This window comes from Roseovarius maritimus (assembly GCF_043355895.2).
In the GTDB taxonomy this organism is placed as follows: Bacteria; Pseudomonadota; Alphaproteobacteria; order Rhodobacterales; family Rhodobacteraceae; genus Roseovarius; species Roseovarius maritimus.
This window is the reverse complement of sequence record NZ_JBHFPF020000003.1, coordinates 271,176-290,584: the sequence shown is the minus strand read 5'-3', so window position 1 is coordinate 290,584 and position 19,409 is coordinate 271,176. Positions and strand designations below refer to the sequence as shown.

At 63.5% G+C, this 19,409-nt stretch carries 16 protein-coding genes; 1 reads left to right on the top strand and 15 read right to left on the bottom strand.

Features of this window, described 5'->3' with window-relative positions; all coding sequences use genetic code 11:
- Positions 1 to 2: 2 nt before the first annotated feature.
- The 8 genes from moaD to ACEWPM_RS08715 all read right to left on the bottom strand — a co-directional run bounded on the left by moaD (position 3) and on the right by ACEWPM_RS08715 (position 7,703).
- The gene (moaD, locus tag ACEWPM_RS08750) at positions 3 to 251 is read right to left on the bottom strand and encodes a molybdopterin converting factor subunit 1 (protein WP_393961453.1); all 249 of its coding nucleotides are present in this window, start codon (positions 249 to 251) and stop codon (positions 3 to 5) included.
- A complete protein-coding gene (gene pgsA, locus ACEWPM_RS08745) occupies positions 248 to 913 on the bottom strand; it encodes a CDP-diacylglycerol--glycerol-3-phosphate 3-phosphatidyltransferase (protein ID WP_393961285.1) in 666 nt (221 codons plus the stop codon). Before pgsA ends, moaD begins: the two co-directional genes overlap by 4 nt.
- Positions 914 to 1,019: 106 nt before the next feature.
- Complete coding sequence (gene uvrC, locus ACEWPM_RS08740) at positions 1,020 to 2,894, bottom strand: excinuclease ABC subunit UvrC (RefSeq protein WP_393961283.1); 1,875 nt, start codon at positions 2,892 to 2,894, stop codon at positions 1,020 to 1,022.
- Positions 2,895 to 3,196: 302 nt separating this feature from the next.
- On the bottom strand, positions 3,197 to 3,976 hold the full coding sequence (locus ACEWPM_RS08735) for an SDR family oxidoreductase (protein ID WP_393961282.1): 780 nt from the start codon (positions 3,974 to 3,976) through the stop codon (positions 3,197 to 3,199).
- A 17-nt stretch (positions 3,977 to 3,993) separates the two neighbouring features.
- Positions 3,994 to 4,944, bottom strand: a complete 951-nt coding sequence (locus tag ACEWPM_RS08730) for a calcium/sodium antiporter (RefSeq protein ID WP_393961281.1) — start codon at positions 4,942 to 4,944, stop codon at positions 3,994 to 3,996.
- A gap of 170 nt (positions 4,945 to 5,114) precedes the next feature.
- Positions 5,115 to 5,927, bottom strand: coding sequence for a S49 family peptidase (locus tag ACEWPM_RS08725; RefSeq protein ID WP_393961280.1), 813 nt, complete (start codon positions 5,925 to 5,927; stop codon positions 5,115 to 5,117).
- 88 nt (positions 5,928 to 6,015) lie between these two features.
- Complete coding sequence (locus ACEWPM_RS08720; RefSeq protein ID WP_393961279.1) at positions 6,016 to 6,777, bottom strand: ABC transporter permease; 762 nt, start codon at positions 6,775 to 6,777, stop codon at positions 6,016 to 6,018.
- A complete protein-coding gene (locus ACEWPM_RS08715; protein ID WP_393961278.1) occupies positions 6,774 to 7,703 on the bottom strand; it encodes an ABC transporter ATP-binding protein in 930 nt (309 codons plus the stop codon). Before ACEWPM_RS08715 ends, ACEWPM_RS08720 begins: the two co-directional genes overlap by 4 nt.
- A 149-nt stretch (positions 7,704 to 7,852) precedes the next feature.
- Between ACEWPM_RS08715 and ACEWPM_RS08710 the strand changes: the two genes are divergently transcribed.
- Positions 7,853 to 9,091, top strand: a complete 1,239-nt coding sequence (locus tag ACEWPM_RS08710; RefSeq protein WP_393961277.1) for a flavin monoamine oxidase family protein — start codon at positions 7,853 to 7,855, stop codon at positions 9,089 to 9,091.
- On the opposite strand, the gene ACEWPM_RS08705 is transcribed toward ACEWPM_RS08710, so the two are convergent.
- The 7 genes from ACEWPM_RS08705 to ACEWPM_RS08675 form a co-directional block, all read right to left on the bottom strand.
- On the bottom strand, positions 9,084 to 9,587 hold the full coding sequence (locus tag ACEWPM_RS08705; protein ID WP_393961276.1) for an SRPBCC family protein: 504 nt from the start codon (positions 9,585 to 9,587) through the stop codon (positions 9,084 to 9,086). The two genes, ACEWPM_RS08710 and ACEWPM_RS08705, sit on opposite strands and share 8 nt — an antisense overlap.
- Positions 9,588 to 9,827: 240 nt before the next feature.
- Entirely contained in the window at positions 9,828 to 10,061 is a 234-nt protein-coding gene (locus tag ACEWPM_RS08700; RefSeq protein WP_393961275.1) for a hypothetical protein, read from the bottom strand.
- A gap of 210 nt (positions 10,062 to 10,271) precedes the next feature.
- On the bottom strand, positions 10,272 to 14,471 hold the full coding sequence (locus ACEWPM_RS08695; RefSeq protein ID WP_393961274.1) for a translocation/assembly module TamB domain-containing protein: 4,200 nt from the start codon (positions 14,469 to 14,471) through the stop codon (positions 10,272 to 10,274).
- Positions 14,472 to 14,476: 5 nt separating this feature from the next.
- On the bottom strand, positions 14,477 to 16,294 hold the full coding sequence (locus tag ACEWPM_RS08690; protein WP_393961272.1) for an autotransporter assembly complex protein TamA: 1,818 nt from the start codon (positions 16,292 to 16,294) through the stop codon (positions 14,477 to 14,479).
- Between the two features lie 226 nt (positions 16,295 to 16,520).
- Positions 16,521 to 17,354 carry an ABC transporter permease gene (locus tag ACEWPM_RS08685; protein ID WP_420768012.1) on the bottom strand — a complete coding sequence of 278 codons (834 nt, stop codon included), beginning with the start codon at positions 17,352 to 17,354 and terminating at the stop codon, positions 16,521 to 16,523.
- Entirely contained in the window at positions 17,354 to 18,241 is an 888-nt protein-coding gene (locus tag ACEWPM_RS08680) for an ABC transporter permease (RefSeq protein WP_393961270.1), read from the bottom strand. The genes ACEWPM_RS08685 and ACEWPM_RS08680 overlap by 1 nt, the downstream gene beginning before the upstream one ends.
- A 4-nt stretch (positions 18,242 to 18,245) precedes the next feature.
- Positions 18,246 to 19,352: an ABC transporter ATP-binding protein gene (locus ACEWPM_RS08675; protein WP_393961269.1), complete on the bottom strand. Its 1,107-nt coding sequence runs from the start codon at positions 19,350 to 19,352 to the stop codon at positions 18,246 to 18,248.
- Positions 19,353 to 19,409: the final 57 nt, after the last annotated feature.

Genomic DNA, 19,409 nt, shown 5'->3' with positions numbered 1-19,409 from the left:
CCTTAGCCCCCGGTCATGGGCGGAAAGAACGCGACCTCGCGCACACCTGCCAGCGGGGTGTCCCATTCGGCCAATTCCTGATCCACTGCGACGCGCAATGCGGCAAGATCGCTGAACGCCATGTCGTACCGTTCCTCACGGGCCCTCAACTCATTCACCAGATCCTGCACCGTGGCGGCATCCGTTGTCAGCGTCTCGCGCGGCAGACCAATCCGCTCGCGCACCCATGCGAAATAAAGCACATCCATCAGCGATCATCCTTCAGATAGGGCAATGCCTTGACCATGTAATCCCAGCCGGTCACCAGCGTCAGCGCCGCCGCCAGCCACAGCAAGACGACACCGCACCACCATGTGATCATGGCGGCGTAGTAATTCCAGACCAGCCCGACACGGTCTGCCACCCGGCCCGCCATGATATCATCGACCATGGCCGTATCCATGCCCCGGGTCCGGTCGAGTATATTATGCTCGAAGACGCCGGTCGAGAATAGCACAGCGATGGCAACCATCTGCAATGTCGTCTTCCACTTGGCCAGCTTCGTGACCGTCAAGAGCCCCGCAGTATCGCCCAGAAACTCACGCAGCCCCGAGACGAACACTTCGCGGAACATGATAACCGTTGCAGGCAGCAGGAACCACGCATTCATCCCCGAAAACCCGGTGATGACCATCAGCGCAATAACCACCATCGCCTTGTCCGCGATGGGATCCAGCATCGCACCCAGACGTGTTTCCTGCTTCCACGAGCGGGCCAGATAGCCATCGAACCAGTCCGTGATCGCGGCGGTGACGAACAGCAGCAAGGCGAACCAATCCGCATAAGGGCGCGTGAAATAGAGGAACATGACCGCCACGCCGGGGGCGGCCAAGAGACGCAAAAGCGTCAGCAGATTGGGGATCGTCCAAGTCATGGCCTATCTCTACCCCGCCAGCCCCGCCTGCGAAAGCCCCGCTTTGGCCAGCGGGCGGCTGTTTTCCGCGCGGAAAACAGCCCGGAATATTTGAATATTCCGGTGCTCAGCCCTTGTCGTGAAAATAGTCATAAACCTTCTGCGCCAGCGCCTCACTGACCCCGTCCACTGCCTTGAGATCGGCGAGGTTTGCGCGGCCCACGGCCTTGGCGCTGCCGAAATGCGCCAAGAGCGCGCGTTTGCGCGCGGCGCCGACGCCGGGCACGTCATCCAGCGGCGTGGCGCTGACCGCCTTGGAGCGCTTGGCGCGGTGCGTGCCGATGGCAAAGCGGTGCGCCTCATCGCGCAGGCGCTGGATGAAGTAGAGCACCGGATCATTGCGCGGCAGGGCGATGGGGCGCTGGCCGGTGCGGTGAAACTCCTCCTTGCCCAGATCACGGTCGATTCCCTTGGCGACGCCCACCATCGGGATGTCGCCCACGCCCATCTCGTCCATGATGCCGCGCACGGCGCTGACCTGCCCGGCGCCGCCGTCGATCAGCAACAGGCCCGGCCACATGCCCTTGGTCCGGTCCGGGTCCTCCTTGAGCAGGCGCTTGAAACGGCGCGTCAGCACCTCCTTCATCATGCCGAAATCGTCGCCGGGGGTCAGGTTGTCGCCGCGGATATTGAACTTGCGATACTGGTTCTTCAGCATCCCCTCGGGGCCCGCCACAATCATCGCGCCCACCGCATGGGCGCCCTGAATATGACTGTTGTCATAGACCTCGATCCGCTCGGGCGGGCCGTCCAGACCGAAGGCATCTGCAACGCCCCTGAGCAATCTAGCCTGCGTCGCGCTCTCGGCCATCTTGCGCGCAAGGCTCTCGCGCGCGTTGCGCAGCGCAGACTCCACCAGCTCGGCCTTCTCGCCGCGCTGCGGGACGGTGATCGTCACCTTGCGGCCCAGCTTGCCGCTCAGCGCCTCGGCCATGAGATCCGGGCTTTCGATCTCGTTCGATAGGATCAGCTGGCGGGGCGGCTCCTTGGTGTCATAGAACTGGCCGATGAACGCCTCCAGCACCTCGGGCGCCTCGACATCAGCGCCGACGCGGGGGTAGAAATCACGGTTGCCCCAGTTCTGCCCGGCGCGAATGAAAAACACCTGCACGCAGGCCTGCCCGTTCTCCAGATGCAGCGCGATGATATCGGCCTCGTCCACGCTGCGCGGGTTGATGCCCTGCGCGGTCTGCACCTGGGTCATCGCCTTGATCCGGTCGCGCAGGGCGGCGGCGCGTTCGAATTCCATCGCCTCGCTGGCCTCGGCCATCTGGGCCGCCAGCTTCTCTTGGATCTCGGTCGACTTGCCGCTGAGATACCGCTCGGCATCACCTACCTGTGCGGCATATTCGGCCTTCGAGATATAGCCGACGCAAGGCGCCGTGCAGCGCTTGATCTGGTATTGCAAGCAGGGCCGCGTGCGCGTCTCGAACATCGAATCGCTGCAGTTGCGCAGCTGGAACACGCGCTGAAGCTGCGCCAGCGTCCGGTTGACCGCGCCGGCGCTGGCGAAGGGGCCGTAATAGGCGCCCTTTTCGCGCTTGGCGCCGCGATGCTTCTTGATCATCGGGTAGTCATGCGACTTGGTCACGAGGATATTGGGGAAGGATTTGTCGTCGCGCAGCAGCACGTTGTATTTCGGCTTGAGCTGCTTGATGAGGTTCTGCTCCAGCAGCAGCGCCTCGGTCTCGGTCGCCGTGGTCAGGAACATCATCGACGCGGTCGCGTCGATCATTCGCATGATGCGCCCCGTATGCCCCGTCGGCCGCGCATAGCTGCTGACCCGCGCCTTGAGATTGCGCGCCTTGCCCACGTAGAGAACGCGCGCCTGCGCATCCAGCATCCGGTAGACGCCGGGCGATGCATCCAGCGTGCGCAGATAGGACTGGATCACCTTGTGCCCGGTAGGTGCGGGGGCTGATTGCGGGGTCTGGTCGGTCATGGGCCTATAGATATGATTCTGCGCTCGGGCTGCAATCTGCGACGGGCGCGCACAAGGGAAATCCTTTCCACCATTTCTGTGGATAACTCTGCGGGTAACTTTCTTGCACCGTTAAATTTCCCTTTTGCGCCGCAGGCTTCGCCGATTTGCCTATTTTTTAGGCGAGTTAGCAAGTAACTGATATCACTTATATTTTTTTACGCTACAACGCAATATGCTGATATCGCTAGGCTTTTTGTAACGCCATCGTGACCGCTCATCCAGCGGTGCAAAACTTTCACCTGAGGCGCCGCGAAACGGCCTTATTCGACGCCCAGAACATCGGGGGTCTGCCAGCACAGATGCTGCCCGCCATCGATGCAAAGAAGTTGCCCAGTGACCGCAGGCGCGTTCAGGAAATAGCTGAGCGCTCCGGTGATGTCCGATGTATTCGCCCCCCGTTTCAGCACCGTTGCGGCGCGCTGGGACGCAAAATGCTCGCGGCTCTGCCGCGCGGCGCGCAGTGTGGGACCGGGGCCGATGCCGTTCACCCGCACGCGCGGAGCCAATGCCTGCGCGGCGGTCTGGGTGAAGGCCCAGAGGCCCATCTTGGCCAAGGTATAGGTCATGAATTCGGGCGTCAGCTTGCGCACGCGCTGGTCGATCATATTGATGACAAGGCCCTGAGCCATTGGCTCGCCATTCTCGTCGTTCACGGGGTCCGGCACTTGCTCGGCCAAGGCCTGAGTCAGCACGAAGGGCGCGCGCAGGTTGCTTTCGAAATGGCTATCCCAGCTGTCCCGCGTCGCACTGGCCAGGGTGTCGTGGTCAAAAATCGACGCGGAGTTGACCAGTACGGTCATTGGTCCTCCCAGCGCCTCGGCGGCGTGCGGGATCAGCGGCGTGACCTGGTCCTCGGAGAGCATATCTGCCCGAAGGGTGACCGCCTTGCGGCCCAGATCGCGTATCTCACCCGCGACCGTCTCGGCCTCATCTTCCGAGCTGTGGTAATGGATAGCCACGTCATGGCCCTGCTGCGCCAACTCGATCGCCATCGCGCGGCCCAGCCGTTTGCCTGCCCCGGTTACCAATGCTCGGCCCATGCCAGCCCCCTCTGCTGTCAAAACAATATAATGGTGACATAGGCCAGATAGGCCGCCGTCAAGAGAGCGCCCCAGACGCGGCCGATATCCACCCGGAAGAAGACGAACGGGATCAGCGCCAGCGACGCGGCCAGCATGACCCACAGATCAAAGGTCAGGAATTCGCGCCCTACCGGGATCGGCCCGATCAGCGAGGTGATGCCGATGATCGCCAGTAGGTTGAACATGTTGGAGCCGATGACATTGCCCAGCGCCACATCCGCCTGCTTGCGCAGCGCGGCCATGACCGTCGTCGCAAGCTCGGGCAGGGATGTGCCCAGCGCCACCAGCGTCAGGCCGATCACGCTGTCACTGACGCCATAGTGGCGCGCGATGATCGACGCGTTATCGACCAGAAGGCTTGCGCCCAGTGGCAGACCGACGAGGCCCAGCACGAGAAACACTGCGATGCGCCACCATGGCATGTCGGGATCAGCGCCCTCGACCTCTTCCTCGACGGGGCCCGCACGCTCGGCCCGGCGATGGCGGGTCGCATCGCGCGCCGCATCGAACAGCATATACGCCAGCGCCGCCAGCAGGATCAGACCGGACCAGAAGGTGAAGATGCCAAAGAAGGCCAGCGCGATGAACAGCACCGATGCGATCAGCATGAAGATATAGGTCTTGCGCGTTTCGCAACCGCTGGTGTGCAGCACCGACAGGATGGCGGGAATACCCAGAACCAGAAGGACATTCGCCGTGTTCGAGCCCACCACATTCCCCAGCGCCAGCCCCGGAATACCCCTCAGAACAGCATCGATCGAGATCAGAAGCTCGGGCGCGGAGGTACCGAAGGCGACGATGGTCAGACTGATGATCAGCGCCGGGATGCCCACCCGCAGGCTGAGGTTGACCGCGCCTCTGACCAAGGCGTCGCCGGCCAGAAGCAGGATGACCAGACCAAGGCCCGCAAGCGCCCAGACCATCATTTGCCAATCCCCTTCCGGCAGGAGCATGGCCCCTTGCCGATCCTGTATTTACCACATTTCGGGCATTTCGCCGCCGCCAGCCGTTTCTGCCCCGGAAAACGCAGTTTTCCGAACATGGCCAGAACGACCATGCCGACAAGGAAAAGCGAGACGATCTTGACGATCACGGGCTACAGCCCGAAGCGCGCGAACTGGGCGCGGTCCTCGACGGCGGCGATGGCATCCTCGGCAATAGTGGCTCCAAAGCGGCCAAATAGCCCCTTTCTCAGGCCATAGCGCATCAGGCGCACTTCCTTGCCGTACAGCTCTTTCAGCTTGGGCATCATATGGGCCTCGCCATCGACCAGCCCCAATTTGGCCGCGCGGCGGCCCAGCCAGAACTCGCCGGTGAAAATGTCGGGATTATCGGCCAGCTTGCCCCCGCGCCGTTCCTTGACATAGGCGATGAAGCCGCTGTGCAGATCCTCGAGAATATCTTTCAGCCGCGCGACGTCTTCGTCTTTTTGGGGCAGGAACGGGTCCAGCGTCGATTTGGACTTACCCGACGTATGCACGCGCCGCTCGATTCCCTGACGCGCCAGAAAAACCGGCGCGCCGAAACCGGCCGAGATGACTCCGATGGACCCCACGATCGAGCCGAAATCGACCCAGATGTCATCTGCCGACGCTGCCAGCCAATAGCCGCCCGATGCTGCCACATCCTCTACGAAGGCGTGAACCGGCACGTTCTTTTCCTCGGCCAAACGCCGGATGCGCGCGGCGATGAGCGAGGATTGCACTGGCGAGCCGCCCGGCGAATTGATGATGAGCGCGACCGCCTTCGGCTTGCCCCGCTTGAACGCCTTTTCCAGAATGGGCGCCAGCGCCTCATCGTTCAAGGCCATGCGGCTGGTGCCGATGGTGCCTTTCAGCCGGACGACCGCGACACGCGGGCGGGACTTGAAGAAAGGCAGGCGGGATTTGAGCGCGGACCATTTTGTCATTCCGGGGATGTATAATCCCCAAGGGGCCGAGACAAGGCAGCGGGGCCAGATCGCGTGCTCCTGTGATGAAAAAGGTAGGGCAGAGCGCTCAGGACTTGATCCGGTAGCCAGTCTTGAAGATCCACCAGACGATGCCCATGCAGATCCCCGTAAAGGCCGCGATGGCCAATAAGGACCAGCCCACGCTGACATCCGCGACCCCGAAGAAGGACCAGCGAAAGCCCGAGACGAGATAGACGACCGGGTTGAACAGCGCCACGGTCTGCCAGCTTTCAGGCAGCATCGAGATGGAATAGAACGCACCCCCGAGGAAAATCAGCGGCGTGATCACCAGAAGCGGGATCAGTTGAAGTTGCTGAAAATTCTCGGCCCAGATGCCGATGATGAAACCGAAGAGGCTGAAACTGATGCAGGTCAGAAAGAGGAAGGCCAGCATCGCCCATGGATGCAAGACCTGGATTTCGACAAAGAAGCCCGCCGTGATCAGGATGACGATACCGATGATCAGCGATTTCGTCGCCGCCGCGCCGACATAGCCCAGCACGATTTCAAGGAAGTTCACCGGGGCCGAAAGAAGTTCAAAGATCGTGCCGATGAATTTCGGGAAATAGATCCCGAAGGAGGCGTTGCTGATCGACTGGGTCATCACGCTCAGCATGATCAGGCCAGGCACGATAAACGCGCCATAACTCACGCCCTCGACCTCATCGATGCGGCTGCCGATGGCAGCGCCGAAGACCACGAAGTAAAGCGAGGTCGAGATGACAGGGGACAGCAGGCTCTCCATCAAGGTGCGGAAAAACCGTTTCATCTCATAAAGATAGATCGCCCAGATTGCCGGCAGGTTCATGCCTCGCCCTCCTTGATGAGGCCTACGAAGATCTCCTCGAGGCTGCTTTGCGTGGTCTGGATATCGCGCAGCGCCAGACCCTCGGCCGCGATCGCCTGCAAAAGGCGCGTTATGCCCGTGCGCTCGCCCCCGGCCTCGTAGGTATAGCTCAGCGAATGGCCGTCCTCGGCCAGCGTCAGATCATACTCGGCTAGCGCCGCGGGAGCCGCGTCCAGCTTCTGCATCAGGTCGATGCGCAGAGTCTTCCGGCCCATTCGCGCCATCAGGTCGGCGGTTGGCTCGACCAGCAGGATCTGACCCTTGTTGATCACGGCGATCCGGTCGGCAATCGCCTCGGCCTCTTCGATGTAATGGGTGGTCAGGATGATCGTGACGCCGGACTTGCGCAGTTCTTCGACCACTTGCCACATGTCGCGGCGCAGCTCCACGTCAACGCCTGCGGTGGGCTCGTCGAGGAAGAGAACGCGCGGCTCGTGACAGAGCGCTTTGGCGATCAGCACGCGGCGTTTCATTCCGCCCGACAGCTCACGGATGCGCGCGTGGCGCTTGTCCCAAAGACTGAGCTGGCGCAGGATCCGCTCGATCAATGCATCGTCGCGCCCCTTGCCGAACAGCCCGCGCGAGAAGCGGACCGTGTTGATCACCTTCTCGAACGGCTCCAGCGCGATTTCCTGCGGCACCAACCCGATCATCGCGCGCGCCTTGCGGTAGCCGGTGACCACGTCATGCCCGCCCACCGTGGCGCGCCCGCTGGTTGGCGTCACGATCCCGCACAGCGCAGAAATCAGCGTTGTCTTGCCCGCCCCGTTGGGGCCAAGCAGCGCGATGATCTCGCCCTCCTTGATCTGAAGCGATACGCCGCCAAGCGCGGTGAAGCCTCCGTCATAGACCTTGCCCATGTTTTGCACGTCGACGATGGCCGTCATGCTTCCCCCTATCTGATGATCGCTGCGAACCTAAAGCATTCGCGCCCGGAGGCAATCGCGCATCCGCCAAGGGTGAGGTCTGCGCTGGCGCACAGGCTTGCCGCGGTCTGCGCCGGGTGTATGCTGCGCCGGACAAAGGGAGCAGGGGCATGGACAGGCATGACATCATCATCGTCGGCGCGGGTGCGGCGGGTATCGGCGCGGCACTGGAATGCGCGGCGCGCGGCATCCCCTATATCGTGCTAGAGGCGGCAGACCGCGTCGGCGGGCGAGCCTGCACGGCAGCCGCTGGGCTGCCGACGCCATGGGATCACGGTTGTCACTGGCTGCATTGCGCGGACGAGAATCCGCTGGTCGCCTGGGCCGACAAGGTGGGCGCGCGATATGCAAAGCAGGCCACCCTCAGCGATGCTTTCAGCGTCTGGGCGGGAGGCGCGTTTCTGGATGCCGAGGGCGTGCGCGCCTGCGACGATGCGGTGAACCGCGCCTTCGAGGCAGTCCACACCGCAGGTCGCGACACCGCCATTCCCGATGTGCTGCCCGATGCGGGCCGCTGGACGCCCACCGTGCGCCTGATCCTCGCGCTAATGGCCGGCGACGATGCCGAAGACGTGTCAGCCTCGGCCTATGCCGACTATCGGGACACCGATCACAACTGGCCGGTGCTCTCGGGATATGGCGCGCTTGTCACCGCGATGGCGGAGGGGCTGAACATCCGCACCGGCCTACCAGTGCGCGCGGTCCACCAGCGCACGGACGGCGCGACGGTCGTCACCGATGAGGGCGAGATGGACGCGGCGGGCGTGATTGTCACCGCCTCGACCAACGTGCTGGCGCGCGGCGGCATTCATTTCAGCGATGGCCCTGCCGCCGACTTGGCCTTCGCGCTCGATCGCGTGCCGTGCGGTGTCTACGAAAAGGTCGCCTTCGCGATGGACGCCATTCCAGAGGAGCTGGCCCAGACACGCTTTCTGACCGTGCAGCGGGATCGAGACGGCATGGCGACGAATTTTCAGGTGGTGCAGGGCGATGCGCCCATGATGCTGTGCCACATGGCGGGCAAGAAGGCTCATGCGCTGGTCATGGCCGGTCCTGATGCGATGACCGACTATGCGCAAAGCGCCCTGGTTCAGGTATTTGGCGCAGACATAACGGGCCGTATCATTGGCAGCGCCACGACCAACTGGACCAATGATCCGCTCGTCCTCGGTTCTTACTCCCACGCGCGGCCCGGCTCGGCGAATTTCCGGCGCGAGATGATCGCGCAGGACACGGGCCGCGTCGCCTTCGCGGGCGAGGCGTTCTCGCCCCAGTGGCAGGCCACGGCACATGGCGCCTATGCCAGCGGGCGGGATACGGCGGCGCAGATGGCCGCAAAAATCAGCTGATCAGCTTTTTCAGCCAACCCTTCTTTTCGGCCTCGGGCGCTTCGTCCTCTTCCTTGGGGCCCTCGATGACTTCCTCAAGGCGGACAAAGAACTGATCGGCCATCTTCTTGGCAAAGCCATCGACGATGCGGCTGCCCAGCTGGGCCAGTTTACCGCCCACCTTGGCTTCGACATCGTAGCTTAGCGTGGTGACGCCATCCGCCTCTTCAAGGCGCACATCGGCGCTGCCCTTGGCAAAGCCTGCGGCGCCACCCTTGCCCTCGCCGGTCAGGGTCAGGCTCTCATGCTCGACCATGTTGCTGACAGTGACCTGCCCGCGAAAGGTGGCTTTCACGGGACCGACCTTTTGCGTAACGACCGCCTCGAAGCCTTCCTCTGGGTTGCCGGTGACCTCGGTCGCGCCGGGCACACATTCCTTCAGAACCTCGGGGCTGAGCAGCGCCGCCCAGACGGTGGCCTTGTCTGCCTCGATCGTTCTTGTGTCACTCATCTGCATGTCGGCATCCTCCCCTGGCCCATGTTCGGGCGAGGTTAGCGCAAGGCGTCTGCCCCGCCAAGCTGGCAAACAGCGAGGCCGGGCGCGCAGTGCCAGATTGAAAAAGACGGCCCGGATGGGCAAGCCCCTTTACCAGAGGTGCGGCAGCCTCGGGTTGACTTGGCAGAAACCGTTCGACCCGGGTCTATCTTTGCTCTCGCGGAATTCTGCGAGAGCACCTGAGTACATTGGCCCGAACATTCATCGCTCCATGGCCTCTCTGCTCTTGCCGTAAATGAAGCATAAAACAAGGCCCTCGGCCCCGAGGACAATCGCCCAGAACGCAAGCTCGATGACCACGAGAGCAAGTGGTTCTCGAAACATTTTGAAGGGCGTGTGAACCTCGAAAGGAAGAGCCATCAAGGCCCAAAGGATGTCGCGAAACTCAGGCCGCGCTGGACGAGGCCACGAACCCTGTATGCCGGCTTCCGCCATGCCGCGTATCTTTTGGGCTGCCATGGTGAAAGCACGCCGAGGCACATGTTCAGAAGCATGTTGGCCAGCAAATACGCGGCATTTTCAATGACGTGCTGTGTTGCGCGACCACGGCTTGTTGATTCCTATGCGAGCGGCGCCCGACGTCGCACTTGGTCACGGGCCTGCCGCATTGGGGCAGTCTCTGAGATGCACAAGCGCGACGCGCGATCAGTAGTCTTTTTCGAAGAACACGCCGAGGCCGCTGTCACCGCCCGCACCAAAGCTGCCCTTGGCCTTGACGTTGTCGCTGATCTGCAGGTTCAAGTTGATCTGCGTCTGCCCATCACTGTCGACTTCCACCTCGGAATAGATATTCTCCGACAGATACTTGCCCGCGCGCACTTCGGTCGTGTCATCCGCGCCGGTGGTCACGTCCAGATTGTCGAGGCCGACACCCTGACGCAGACTACCGACAAGGCCGCCGCCGCCATTGCCCGTCAGGGTTGCCACGGCCGAGGCCAATTGCAACGCCTGAAAAGCGGAAATCTGGCTGAGATCACGGCCGAAGATCAGTTGCGATACGATCTGGTCCTCGGGCAGTTCCGGTTGCGACGAGAAGGTGATCTCGGGCTCGTCGGCCGGCCCTTCCACCGTGATCGACACCTGGATATCGCCGCTGGTGGTTTGGGCCACCAAGTAGAGATAGGGGACGAAACTGCCCTGCATCCGCAGATATCCTTCGGTCAGGTCCAATCGCTTGCCCAGCAGGTCCAGACGCCCGCGGATCAGATCGAACTGGCCTTCGGGAATGATGTTGGCGGTGGTGCCCCGCAAGCGCAGCGCGCCGCCCAACTCGGCATCGAGGCCGCGGCCCCTTATGAATATCTGGTTGGGCGCATTGATGCGCACATCCATGCCATAGGCCGCGCCGCCGCCGTTTGCCCCGTCCGCGCCCAGGCCGTTGCCGGTGTCCAGCAAGTTGGCAAAGGCACGCGTGCGGCGCACCGCCTGAGGCTCGTTAACATGCTGCAGCCCGGGCAGGCTGGCGCCCGACGCGATCAAGCCGCTGGGCACGCGCACATTGACTTCGCCCAGATTGATGGTGCCTGCGATATTCGCGCCACCCGTGGCCGGACCGTTGAAGGTGATCCGTCCATTCGCCGTGGTCGTATAGAGGCCCGGGTCGGTGATGCCGACATTCTGCAGATCGACGGCGATATCCGCCTGATAGGGTGCGGCAAGGCCGATGCGCCCGTTCGCCGCCAGACGGCCGCCGGTATTGACTCCCGTGCTGACATCGATCTGCGCCGCCCCGCCAGTGAGATTGACATTGGCGTTGATCCCCTCGAGCGCCATCTTGACCTTGGGCAGGGCAAGGCCGGCGCCGCTGGTGCTGATCGTGCCTGTCACGGAGGAGAGCGCTGGCGGGCCGTCAATGCGCAGATCGAACTGCGCGACGCCCGACAGGCTTCGGGGGCTGATGAAGGAATTGGCAAGCGCAAGGGGCGCGCGCCCGTTCACGTTCAGATCCAGCGTGCCGCCATTGGCGATGCGCCCCGAGACATCTGCGGCAATTCCCGCCGGGCCGGTCGCATCCAGATCGACCACATAGCCGCTGCCATCGCCGCGCACGCTGCCGTTGACCGTTGCCGGACCGGGGATGCCCGGCGCAAACAGGGCGACATTGGCCAGCCGTGCGTCGATGTTGGCCGCCGACGATCCGTCAGTGCCCAGCGTCCCCGAGGCGCTCGCGGTCAGTTGCGACGTGTCCAGATCGGCGCGGTTGATGGTAATCGTGCCCTCCGCGCTGCGGGCCACATCCGCAGTGAGGCTGGAGGTGCCGCGGAGCAGCTGATCGACCTGCGGAATGCCGATGGCAAGATCGGAGCCAGTCACGTCCACCTGCGCCTCTGCCGCGCCATCGGCGGCATAAAAGCCACTTGCCGTCGCGTCCAGCATCGGGGTCTCGACCTCGCCGCGCTTCAGCGTGATGGTGCCCTCCGCGCTGCGCACAGCCTCGATCTGCGCGCGCGAGCGCCCGGCAAGGATGCGGTCGACCTGCGGAATTCCGACGGCCAGATCGGTGCCGGTGATATCCGCCGTGCCCTGCGCCCTGCCGTCCGCTCCCAGATAGCCCTGCACGTCGGCGTCGATCTTGGGCGTGGTCAAGAGGCCCTTGCTGAGCGTCAGCGCGCCATCCGCGCTGCGCTGCGCCGAAATTTCGGCGGTCGAAGTTCCGCGCAGGATGGGGTCCAGCTGCGCGATGCCCACGGCCATGTCCTGACCGTTCAGCACCAGATCGGCCTGCCCGCTCAATTGCTCCAGATTACCCTGCGCATCGACGACCAGACTGGCCGCACCGCCCAGATCGCGCCCGGCCAGCGCCGAATAGGGCGCGAAATCACTGGCGACCGCGCTGGCGCGCATATCGAAAATACCGGGTTTCCCGCCGATCATGTTGACGGTGCCATCCGCGGTGAAGGTGGCCTCGCCGGGCCCCGAGGCGCCGGCCTTGATGGTCCAGACATTGCCGTCCTGATCGGCACGCGCGGTCAGGCGCGCAGGCCCCTGCAAGGCAGGCTCGATCAGTGAGGCATCGTCCACCGTCAACTCCAGATCTGCCATGCTGCCGTCGGATTTGTAAGCGGCGGTGGCAGTCAGGTCGGTCGATGGCGAGGTGACCTTCAGCCGGTCAAGGAACGTGCCGTCCTTGCCGCGCCGCGCCGCCACATCCAGCTGCGTGCGCCCGCGCAGTAGCGGATCAAGGCGAGGCTGACCTACAGCCAGATCCTGCGCGCTACCAGTAACAGTGGCTTCCATCGTCCCCTCCGACGGGGTGTAGCCGCCATTGACCTGCACCTGCACCGCGCCTTCCAGATCGGCACCCGCGAGGCCTGCGAACCGCGACAGATCATCGGCCTCGACGGCGACGTTGGCGGTGACACGCGGCGTCTCGTCGGTGCCCAATCCCAGCAGTGCGGCCTTGCCGGTGATGTCATAATCGCTCCCGGTCAGCGACAGCTCGCTCAGGTTGAACGGCTGGCCTTCGGTCCAGTCAAAGACGATATCTCCGCGCAGAGTCTTGCCCAGAGCGCGCGACAGGTTGCCATCGATCATGGCAAGTCCCTCGACCACCAGGTCAAGCGCGCCGTCGACCTGACCAGGGGCGCCTCCATCGCCCTTCGAGATGGTTCCGCCCCCCTCAAGCGAGGCCTGATCGAGCGTCAGGTCGATCCGTTCAAGCCCGTCTGCCTTGAGTGACAGCTGCCACTGCTCGCCCTGCGCCAGATCATAGGTCAGACTAAGATCCATATCCTTCAGCGTGGTCCGTTCACCCGCCAAGGGGAGCAACACCGGCTTGCCATCCCGCGAGGCAAGGCGGCCCGTCAGATCAAACCGCTCGGGCCAGCCATCGGCGCCCATCTGCAGACTGCCGTCCAGCGTCAGCGCGGCCGCGGTCAGCGACAGCGTCTCGATGCCCAGCCCGCCATTTGCGGGTTTCGATCCCTCGACCACCAGCGCCATCTCGGTGCCGAAGAAGTCGCGGTATTCTGGTGCAAAGACCGGCGCGATATCGCCGCGAATATCGGCAGCAAAGTTCAGCGGCGCATCCGTTTTGCCCTCTTGCGGTGCGGGCGCGGCCACGCTGACCGTACCGCCAAGGCGCCGCTCGCCATCGGTATCCAGCGCGATATCAGCAGTGAAATCCGACAGTGGCGCATCCCCCTCGACCGTCAGTGTCAGCGACGGCGCGCCCGGAATGCCCATCAGCTTGGACGCGATCCCGCCCTCGGCCTCGGTCCAGTTCAGATCGACCCCAAGGTTCCGCGTCTCGTTGGCGTAGGCCACGTTCAGCGTGATCGCATCATTCGCGCGGTCAAGCCGGCTGACCTCCAGCTTGGCGGTGCCTGCACCATCCGCCAACTCTAGCGCACCAAGGAGGGACAGCGTCACCTCTTCTCCCAGCAAAGGTGCGCCCAGAACCAGCCGCTCGACCGCGATTTCGTCGACATTCACCGAGACAGGCAGATCGGGCAACGAAAAACCCGTCGCCTCGGCATCGGGCACGTCGATCGTATCATCCGCCTGGGGCAGACGCGGCAGAAGGATCTCACCAGCGGTCAGTTGCGAGACCTGCAACTGGCCACGCAAGAGGGCAAGGCGGCTCCAGTCCAGCGTCACGTCGCGCAGGGTCAGCCAGATGCCCGCGTCATCGGCAATGGTCAACTGCTCCAGCGTCGCCTGGCTGCTCAGAGCGCCCTCGAACCCTTCGATGCGCACCTCGCGGCCCGCGCTGGAAAGGTTATCCTCGATAAAGCCCTGCAGCAGGCCGCGATCATCGTCCTGAGCTGCCGCAACCTGCGGCAGCAGCAGCGCGGCGGCCAGCGCGCAGATTTGAAAGGCCCGGATTGTGAGTGACTGTATCATATGTCTCAAAACGCCTGTCCGATGCCGATATAGATCTGCACGCCGTCTCCGGTGCTGCCCGTCACGGGCAATGCCACGTCAAAGCGGATGGGGCCGATGCCGGTATCATAGCGAATACCGAGGCCCGCGCCGCTGTGCCAGCGGCCGCTATCGTCGTAAATGCTCTCCTCGCCGACATAACCCACGTCAAAGAACGCCACCGGATCGAAATTCCCGGCAAGGTCGATCCTCGCCTCGGCAGAGGCCCCGACAAAGGTGCGCCCGCCGGTCAGGCCGTTGCCAACGTCCACGCCCAGCGATTGGTAGGGATGGCCCCGCACCGTGTTACCGCCGCCCGAATAGAACAGGAAATCCTGCGGCGTGTCCGAAAGGCTGGCCCCAAGGATGCTGCCGAATTGCAGCCGGGTGGCCAGCGTCAGGAAACCGCCATCGTCGATCTCGCGGTAAGCGCGCCCGTCCAGAAAGATCCGCCCGCCGCTATCGGCGCCGTTGAGGGATACAAAGGGCATCACCTCGGCCTGAGCGTAATAGCCGCCTGCCGGATCGAGCGGATCGTCGCGGCTGTCATAGGTGGCTCTGAACGGGATCAGCAGGTGAAAGAATTCCTGGTTTCCGAAAATGTCCGTCTCGTCCGAATAGCGCAGGCTCAGCCCGGCCTCCAGCGTCAACTCCTCGGTCACGATCCGGCTGAAGCCGAAGCCCAGCTCGGCCACGTCTGAAAGGTAGTTTGGCTCGTCCTCACGGGCAATTCTGCCGGTAACATAAAGAGTTGTATCCGCGCCGAAGGTCGCGGGCCGCTCGAACCGGCCGCTGACCTCGTAATCGACGCCGCCGTCAGTGCCGCCGGTCTCGCTGCCCAGCCCGCCAATCGACGCATCAAAACGCAGGCGCTCGGCCCCGCCCAGAAGGTTGCGGTGCAGCCAGAAGGTCGAGAGTGTGACGCCCTCATTACTCGACAGTTCGGCGCCAAAGCCGAAGCGGCGCGGCTTTTCGTCCGCGACGTTCATCTGGATGTCCATCACATCGCCGTCGCGCAGCGTGTCGGATTCGGTCAGGGCGACGGATTTGAACGCGCCGGTGCGGCGCAGGCGCTTGGCCGATTTCTCCAGCTCGTCCGGCGAGAACCGCTCGCCCGTGGGAAGGCCCGCGATCTGCTGCAACCGCTCGGGGCGCACCGAGCTGTTCGTTGTCTGAACCAGATTGCCGAAGGTAACGACCGGGCCTGGCCGCAGCGCAACCTGGGCCGACAGGGTGTTTGACCTGTGATCGGCGACAATGTCCTGCCCGGCGATCTCGGCCTTGGCGCGGCCAACCTCGCGCCAGCCCTCGATGCCCGCATCTGCGGCGGCGCCGACGATGGGCGCGCGCGCGACTTTTCCCGGGGCAAATTCCTCGGGCAGCTGGGTTTCTGGGGCGAGCGGTGCGATACGCGCGGTCGAAAAGGCAAAGAGCGGGCCGGGCTCCACCCGGACGACCACTTCGCGCACGCCCGACGGCTTGGCGAAGGGCGATAGACTTCCGGCCTCGCGGCCATCGACCTGAATGCGGATCACGCCGCTATAATAGCCGTATTTGTAAAGCACCCCGAGCAGTTGCGCATAATCGGCATTGGCGGCCGCGATGATATCCTGCGGCTCCGTGCGACCATCTTGCTTGGCGGCCAACACGAGGGACGCGTCGATCAGCGTCTGGCGCAGATCTTCGTTATCAGCGGGAATTACGAATTTGAGCGTTTCAACGGCATGGGCCGCCGATCCGGTGAGGGCAAAAGCGGCGACCGCCGCAATTTTCGGCAGAGTAAACGCATCCGTTCTGAAACCCACTGATTTATCCTTATGTCCCTGTTCGCGGCTGACATTGGGTGTCAACTCGGCTGATTCTAGGGGAACAACCTTCGTCCCGCCAGCGAGTTCCCGACAGAAAGCTGCCTCAGCGGCGGGACGGTAGGCTGCGCGGGCGCAGTTGGCAAAGGTCCGCGAGCCATTTCAGAGGGTTAAACGCCGCACAAAGGGGCCAACGCGGCGTACCTGACGCAATCGTGATTACGGATCAGCTGCTTTTGAAGCTGCTGGCCTGCCTGGCGGCGGCGCGGCGGCGGAACCAGTCCGCGAGGCCCAATAGCAGGAGCGCAGGCACGAACGTCACCGTCGCCAGTGCCGGGTAAACCGGGGAAGAGCCGACTGCGATGCCACTGAAGACAAACGTGGGCAGCGTGCGTGCGGTGCCGGCAAGGCTGTAGGTCACGTAGAAATTGCCCCAGGACAGCAGGAAGGCAAAGATCGCCGCAGACATGACGCCCGGCAGGATCAGCGGCAGCGTCACCTCGCGGAAGACCTGCCAGTTATTCGCCCCCGCATCGCGCGCCGCATCCTCGAGAGTGTCGTCAAATCCGTGCACCTGCACCGCGATGATGATCAGCGCGAAAGGCGTGATGTAGACCACATGCCCGATGATCGCCGTCCAGAGCGCGGGCGAGAAATTCAGCCAGCCGCCCAGCACCGAGAACCACAGGAGCATGGCGACGCCCAAGAGGAGCTGCGGGAAGAGGAGCGGCGCGAAGCTGACCACCTGAAAGCTGCGCTGAAAGCGGAAACGCCAGCGTATCCAGGCGATCGCGCCGCCGGTGCCGAGGATCGTGGCGATCGCCGTCGAGATGCTGGCCAGAAGCGCCGAGTTGCCCAGCGCAGGCCAGAATTCGCGCGACGCGAAAAGCTCGAAATACCAGCGGATCGAAAAACCTTCGATCGGAAAGCTGAGGAAACGGCTTTCGGAAAAGGAGAACAGGATCAGCGTGAAGATCGGGACGTAGAAAAAGACGAGCACGGCGGCAACCGCGCCGTAGAGGATCGCGCCCGCGACCATACCCTCGGTACGGTGGCTCATCATGGCGCGCCCTCCCCTGCCCCCGGCGCCGCGCGCATCGCCCGCGCGGCCAGCGCGCCCCCGATGGCCAGCGTCATTGTGCCGATGGTGATGACCACCAGCGTCAGCGCCGCGCCCAGCGGCCAGTTGACCCGCGTCTCGAAGGTCTGGCGGATCAGTTCGGCCGCCATGGGGGATGTGCCTCCGCCCATGACTTTCGGTTCCAGAAAGACACCCAGCGCCAGCACGAAGACCAAGATGGCGCCCGCGAAGATGCCGGGCCGCGCCAACGGCAGCGTCACCTCCCAGAAAGTGCGAAACCGCGAGGCGCCCGCGTCATAGGCGGCCAGCATCAGGTCTCGGTCGATCCGCGCCATCGAAAGGTAGATGCAGAAGATCGTGTAGGGCAGCAGGTTGTAGACCATACCCAGCATCGTGGCCGCGGGAGTGAACAGGATATCAGTCGCCTCCGGACCAAGGCCCAGCGCATCCAGCGCGCCGTTCATCACGCCCGTCCGATCCAGAAACAGCACCCAGCCAAAGGTCTTGAGCACCGCATCGGTGAGGAAGGCAAAGACGATGAGGATGGTGATGTGATTCGATAGCGACGCCATCCGGTGCACCATTGCATAGGCCACGGGCAGACTGATCAACACGCAGAGCGCGACGCAGATCAGCGCCATCGTCAGCGTGCGGATCAGGATCGACCAGTAGTGCCAATGGGTGAACACGTCGACCCAGGTATCGCTGCTCCATGTCCAGACAAGGCGGTAGTACTCAGTTCCCTGAAAGCTGAGGAGCGCGGTCATCACCAGCGGGACGAGAAAGAAGAACGCCATGATCGCCGCCAGCGGCAGCGTGGCGAGCCAGAGGCCCGGCTCGGACCATGCCTTGCGGGTGATGCGCATGGGCCTACCCCTCGCCCAGCAGGTAAAGATCGCGGCGTGCGAAGCTAAGCCAGACCTTCTGCGCCACATCCGCGGGCGGGATGGCCGTGCCCAGCACGTCGACAATCATCGGCTCGCGCATCCCCTCCACGGTCACGCGATACTGTATCGACGCGCCCTTGATGAAAAACTCCTCGACTGTCCCCTCCATGACGCAGCCGTCACTGCCTGCCTCGGGCACACCGGTGTGCATCGTGATCATCTCGGGGCGGATCATCAGAAGGCCGGTACTGCCCGCATGGCCGGGACTGAATTGCTCGGCGTCCAGCATCGGCTGCGCGCATGTCAACGCGGGATGCGCAAAAGCGGCGCCATCGATCTGGGCCGGGATCAGGTTCGTCTCGCCGATAAAGCCCGCGACAAAGGCATCGGCGGGTCGGTAATAGATGTCCGAGGGCGAGCCGTTCTGCAGGATGCGCCCCTTGCGCATGACGCAGATGCGATCGGCCAGCATCATCGCCTCTTCCAGATCATGGGTGACATGCACAAAGCTGGTGCCGACGGTGCGGTGCAGATGCTTGATCTCGGTCTGAAGCACTTTCTTCAGCTTGACGTCCAGCGCGCTCAACGGCTCGTCCAGTAGCAGAACGCCCGGCCGCGACACCATCGAGCGGGCCAGCGCCACGCGCTGCTGCTCGCCCCCCGAAAGCTGCGCGGGATAGCGGGCGGCGTAACTGGAGGGCAGGTGCATCAGCTCCATCATCTCGGCGACGCGCGTGTCCTGTTCGGTGCGGTCCAGCTTTGCCAGCTTTAGCGGAAAGGCGATGTTGTCGCGTACGGTCTTGTGCGGAAACAGCGCGAGTTTCTGGAACACCATGCGTGTGGGCCGCTGCGACGGCGGCAGGCCGACCACGGACTTGCCCTCGATATCAAGCGTACCCGTCGTCGGCTGCTCGAACCCGGCCAGAATCTTGAGCAGCGAGGTCTTGCCGCAGCCGGAGGGGCCGACAAGGGCCACGAATTCGCCATCCATCACCTGCAGGCTGATGCCCGAGAGCGCCTGAAAGCTCTCGTAGAACTTGTCGATGTTCCGGGCGTCGATGACGGGCGCTGCGGTGGCTAAATCTTTCACTGGCGGGTTCTCTCCGGCTCTCTTGGTCAAGGGCTGCCGACCCGGCCTGGGCCGGAT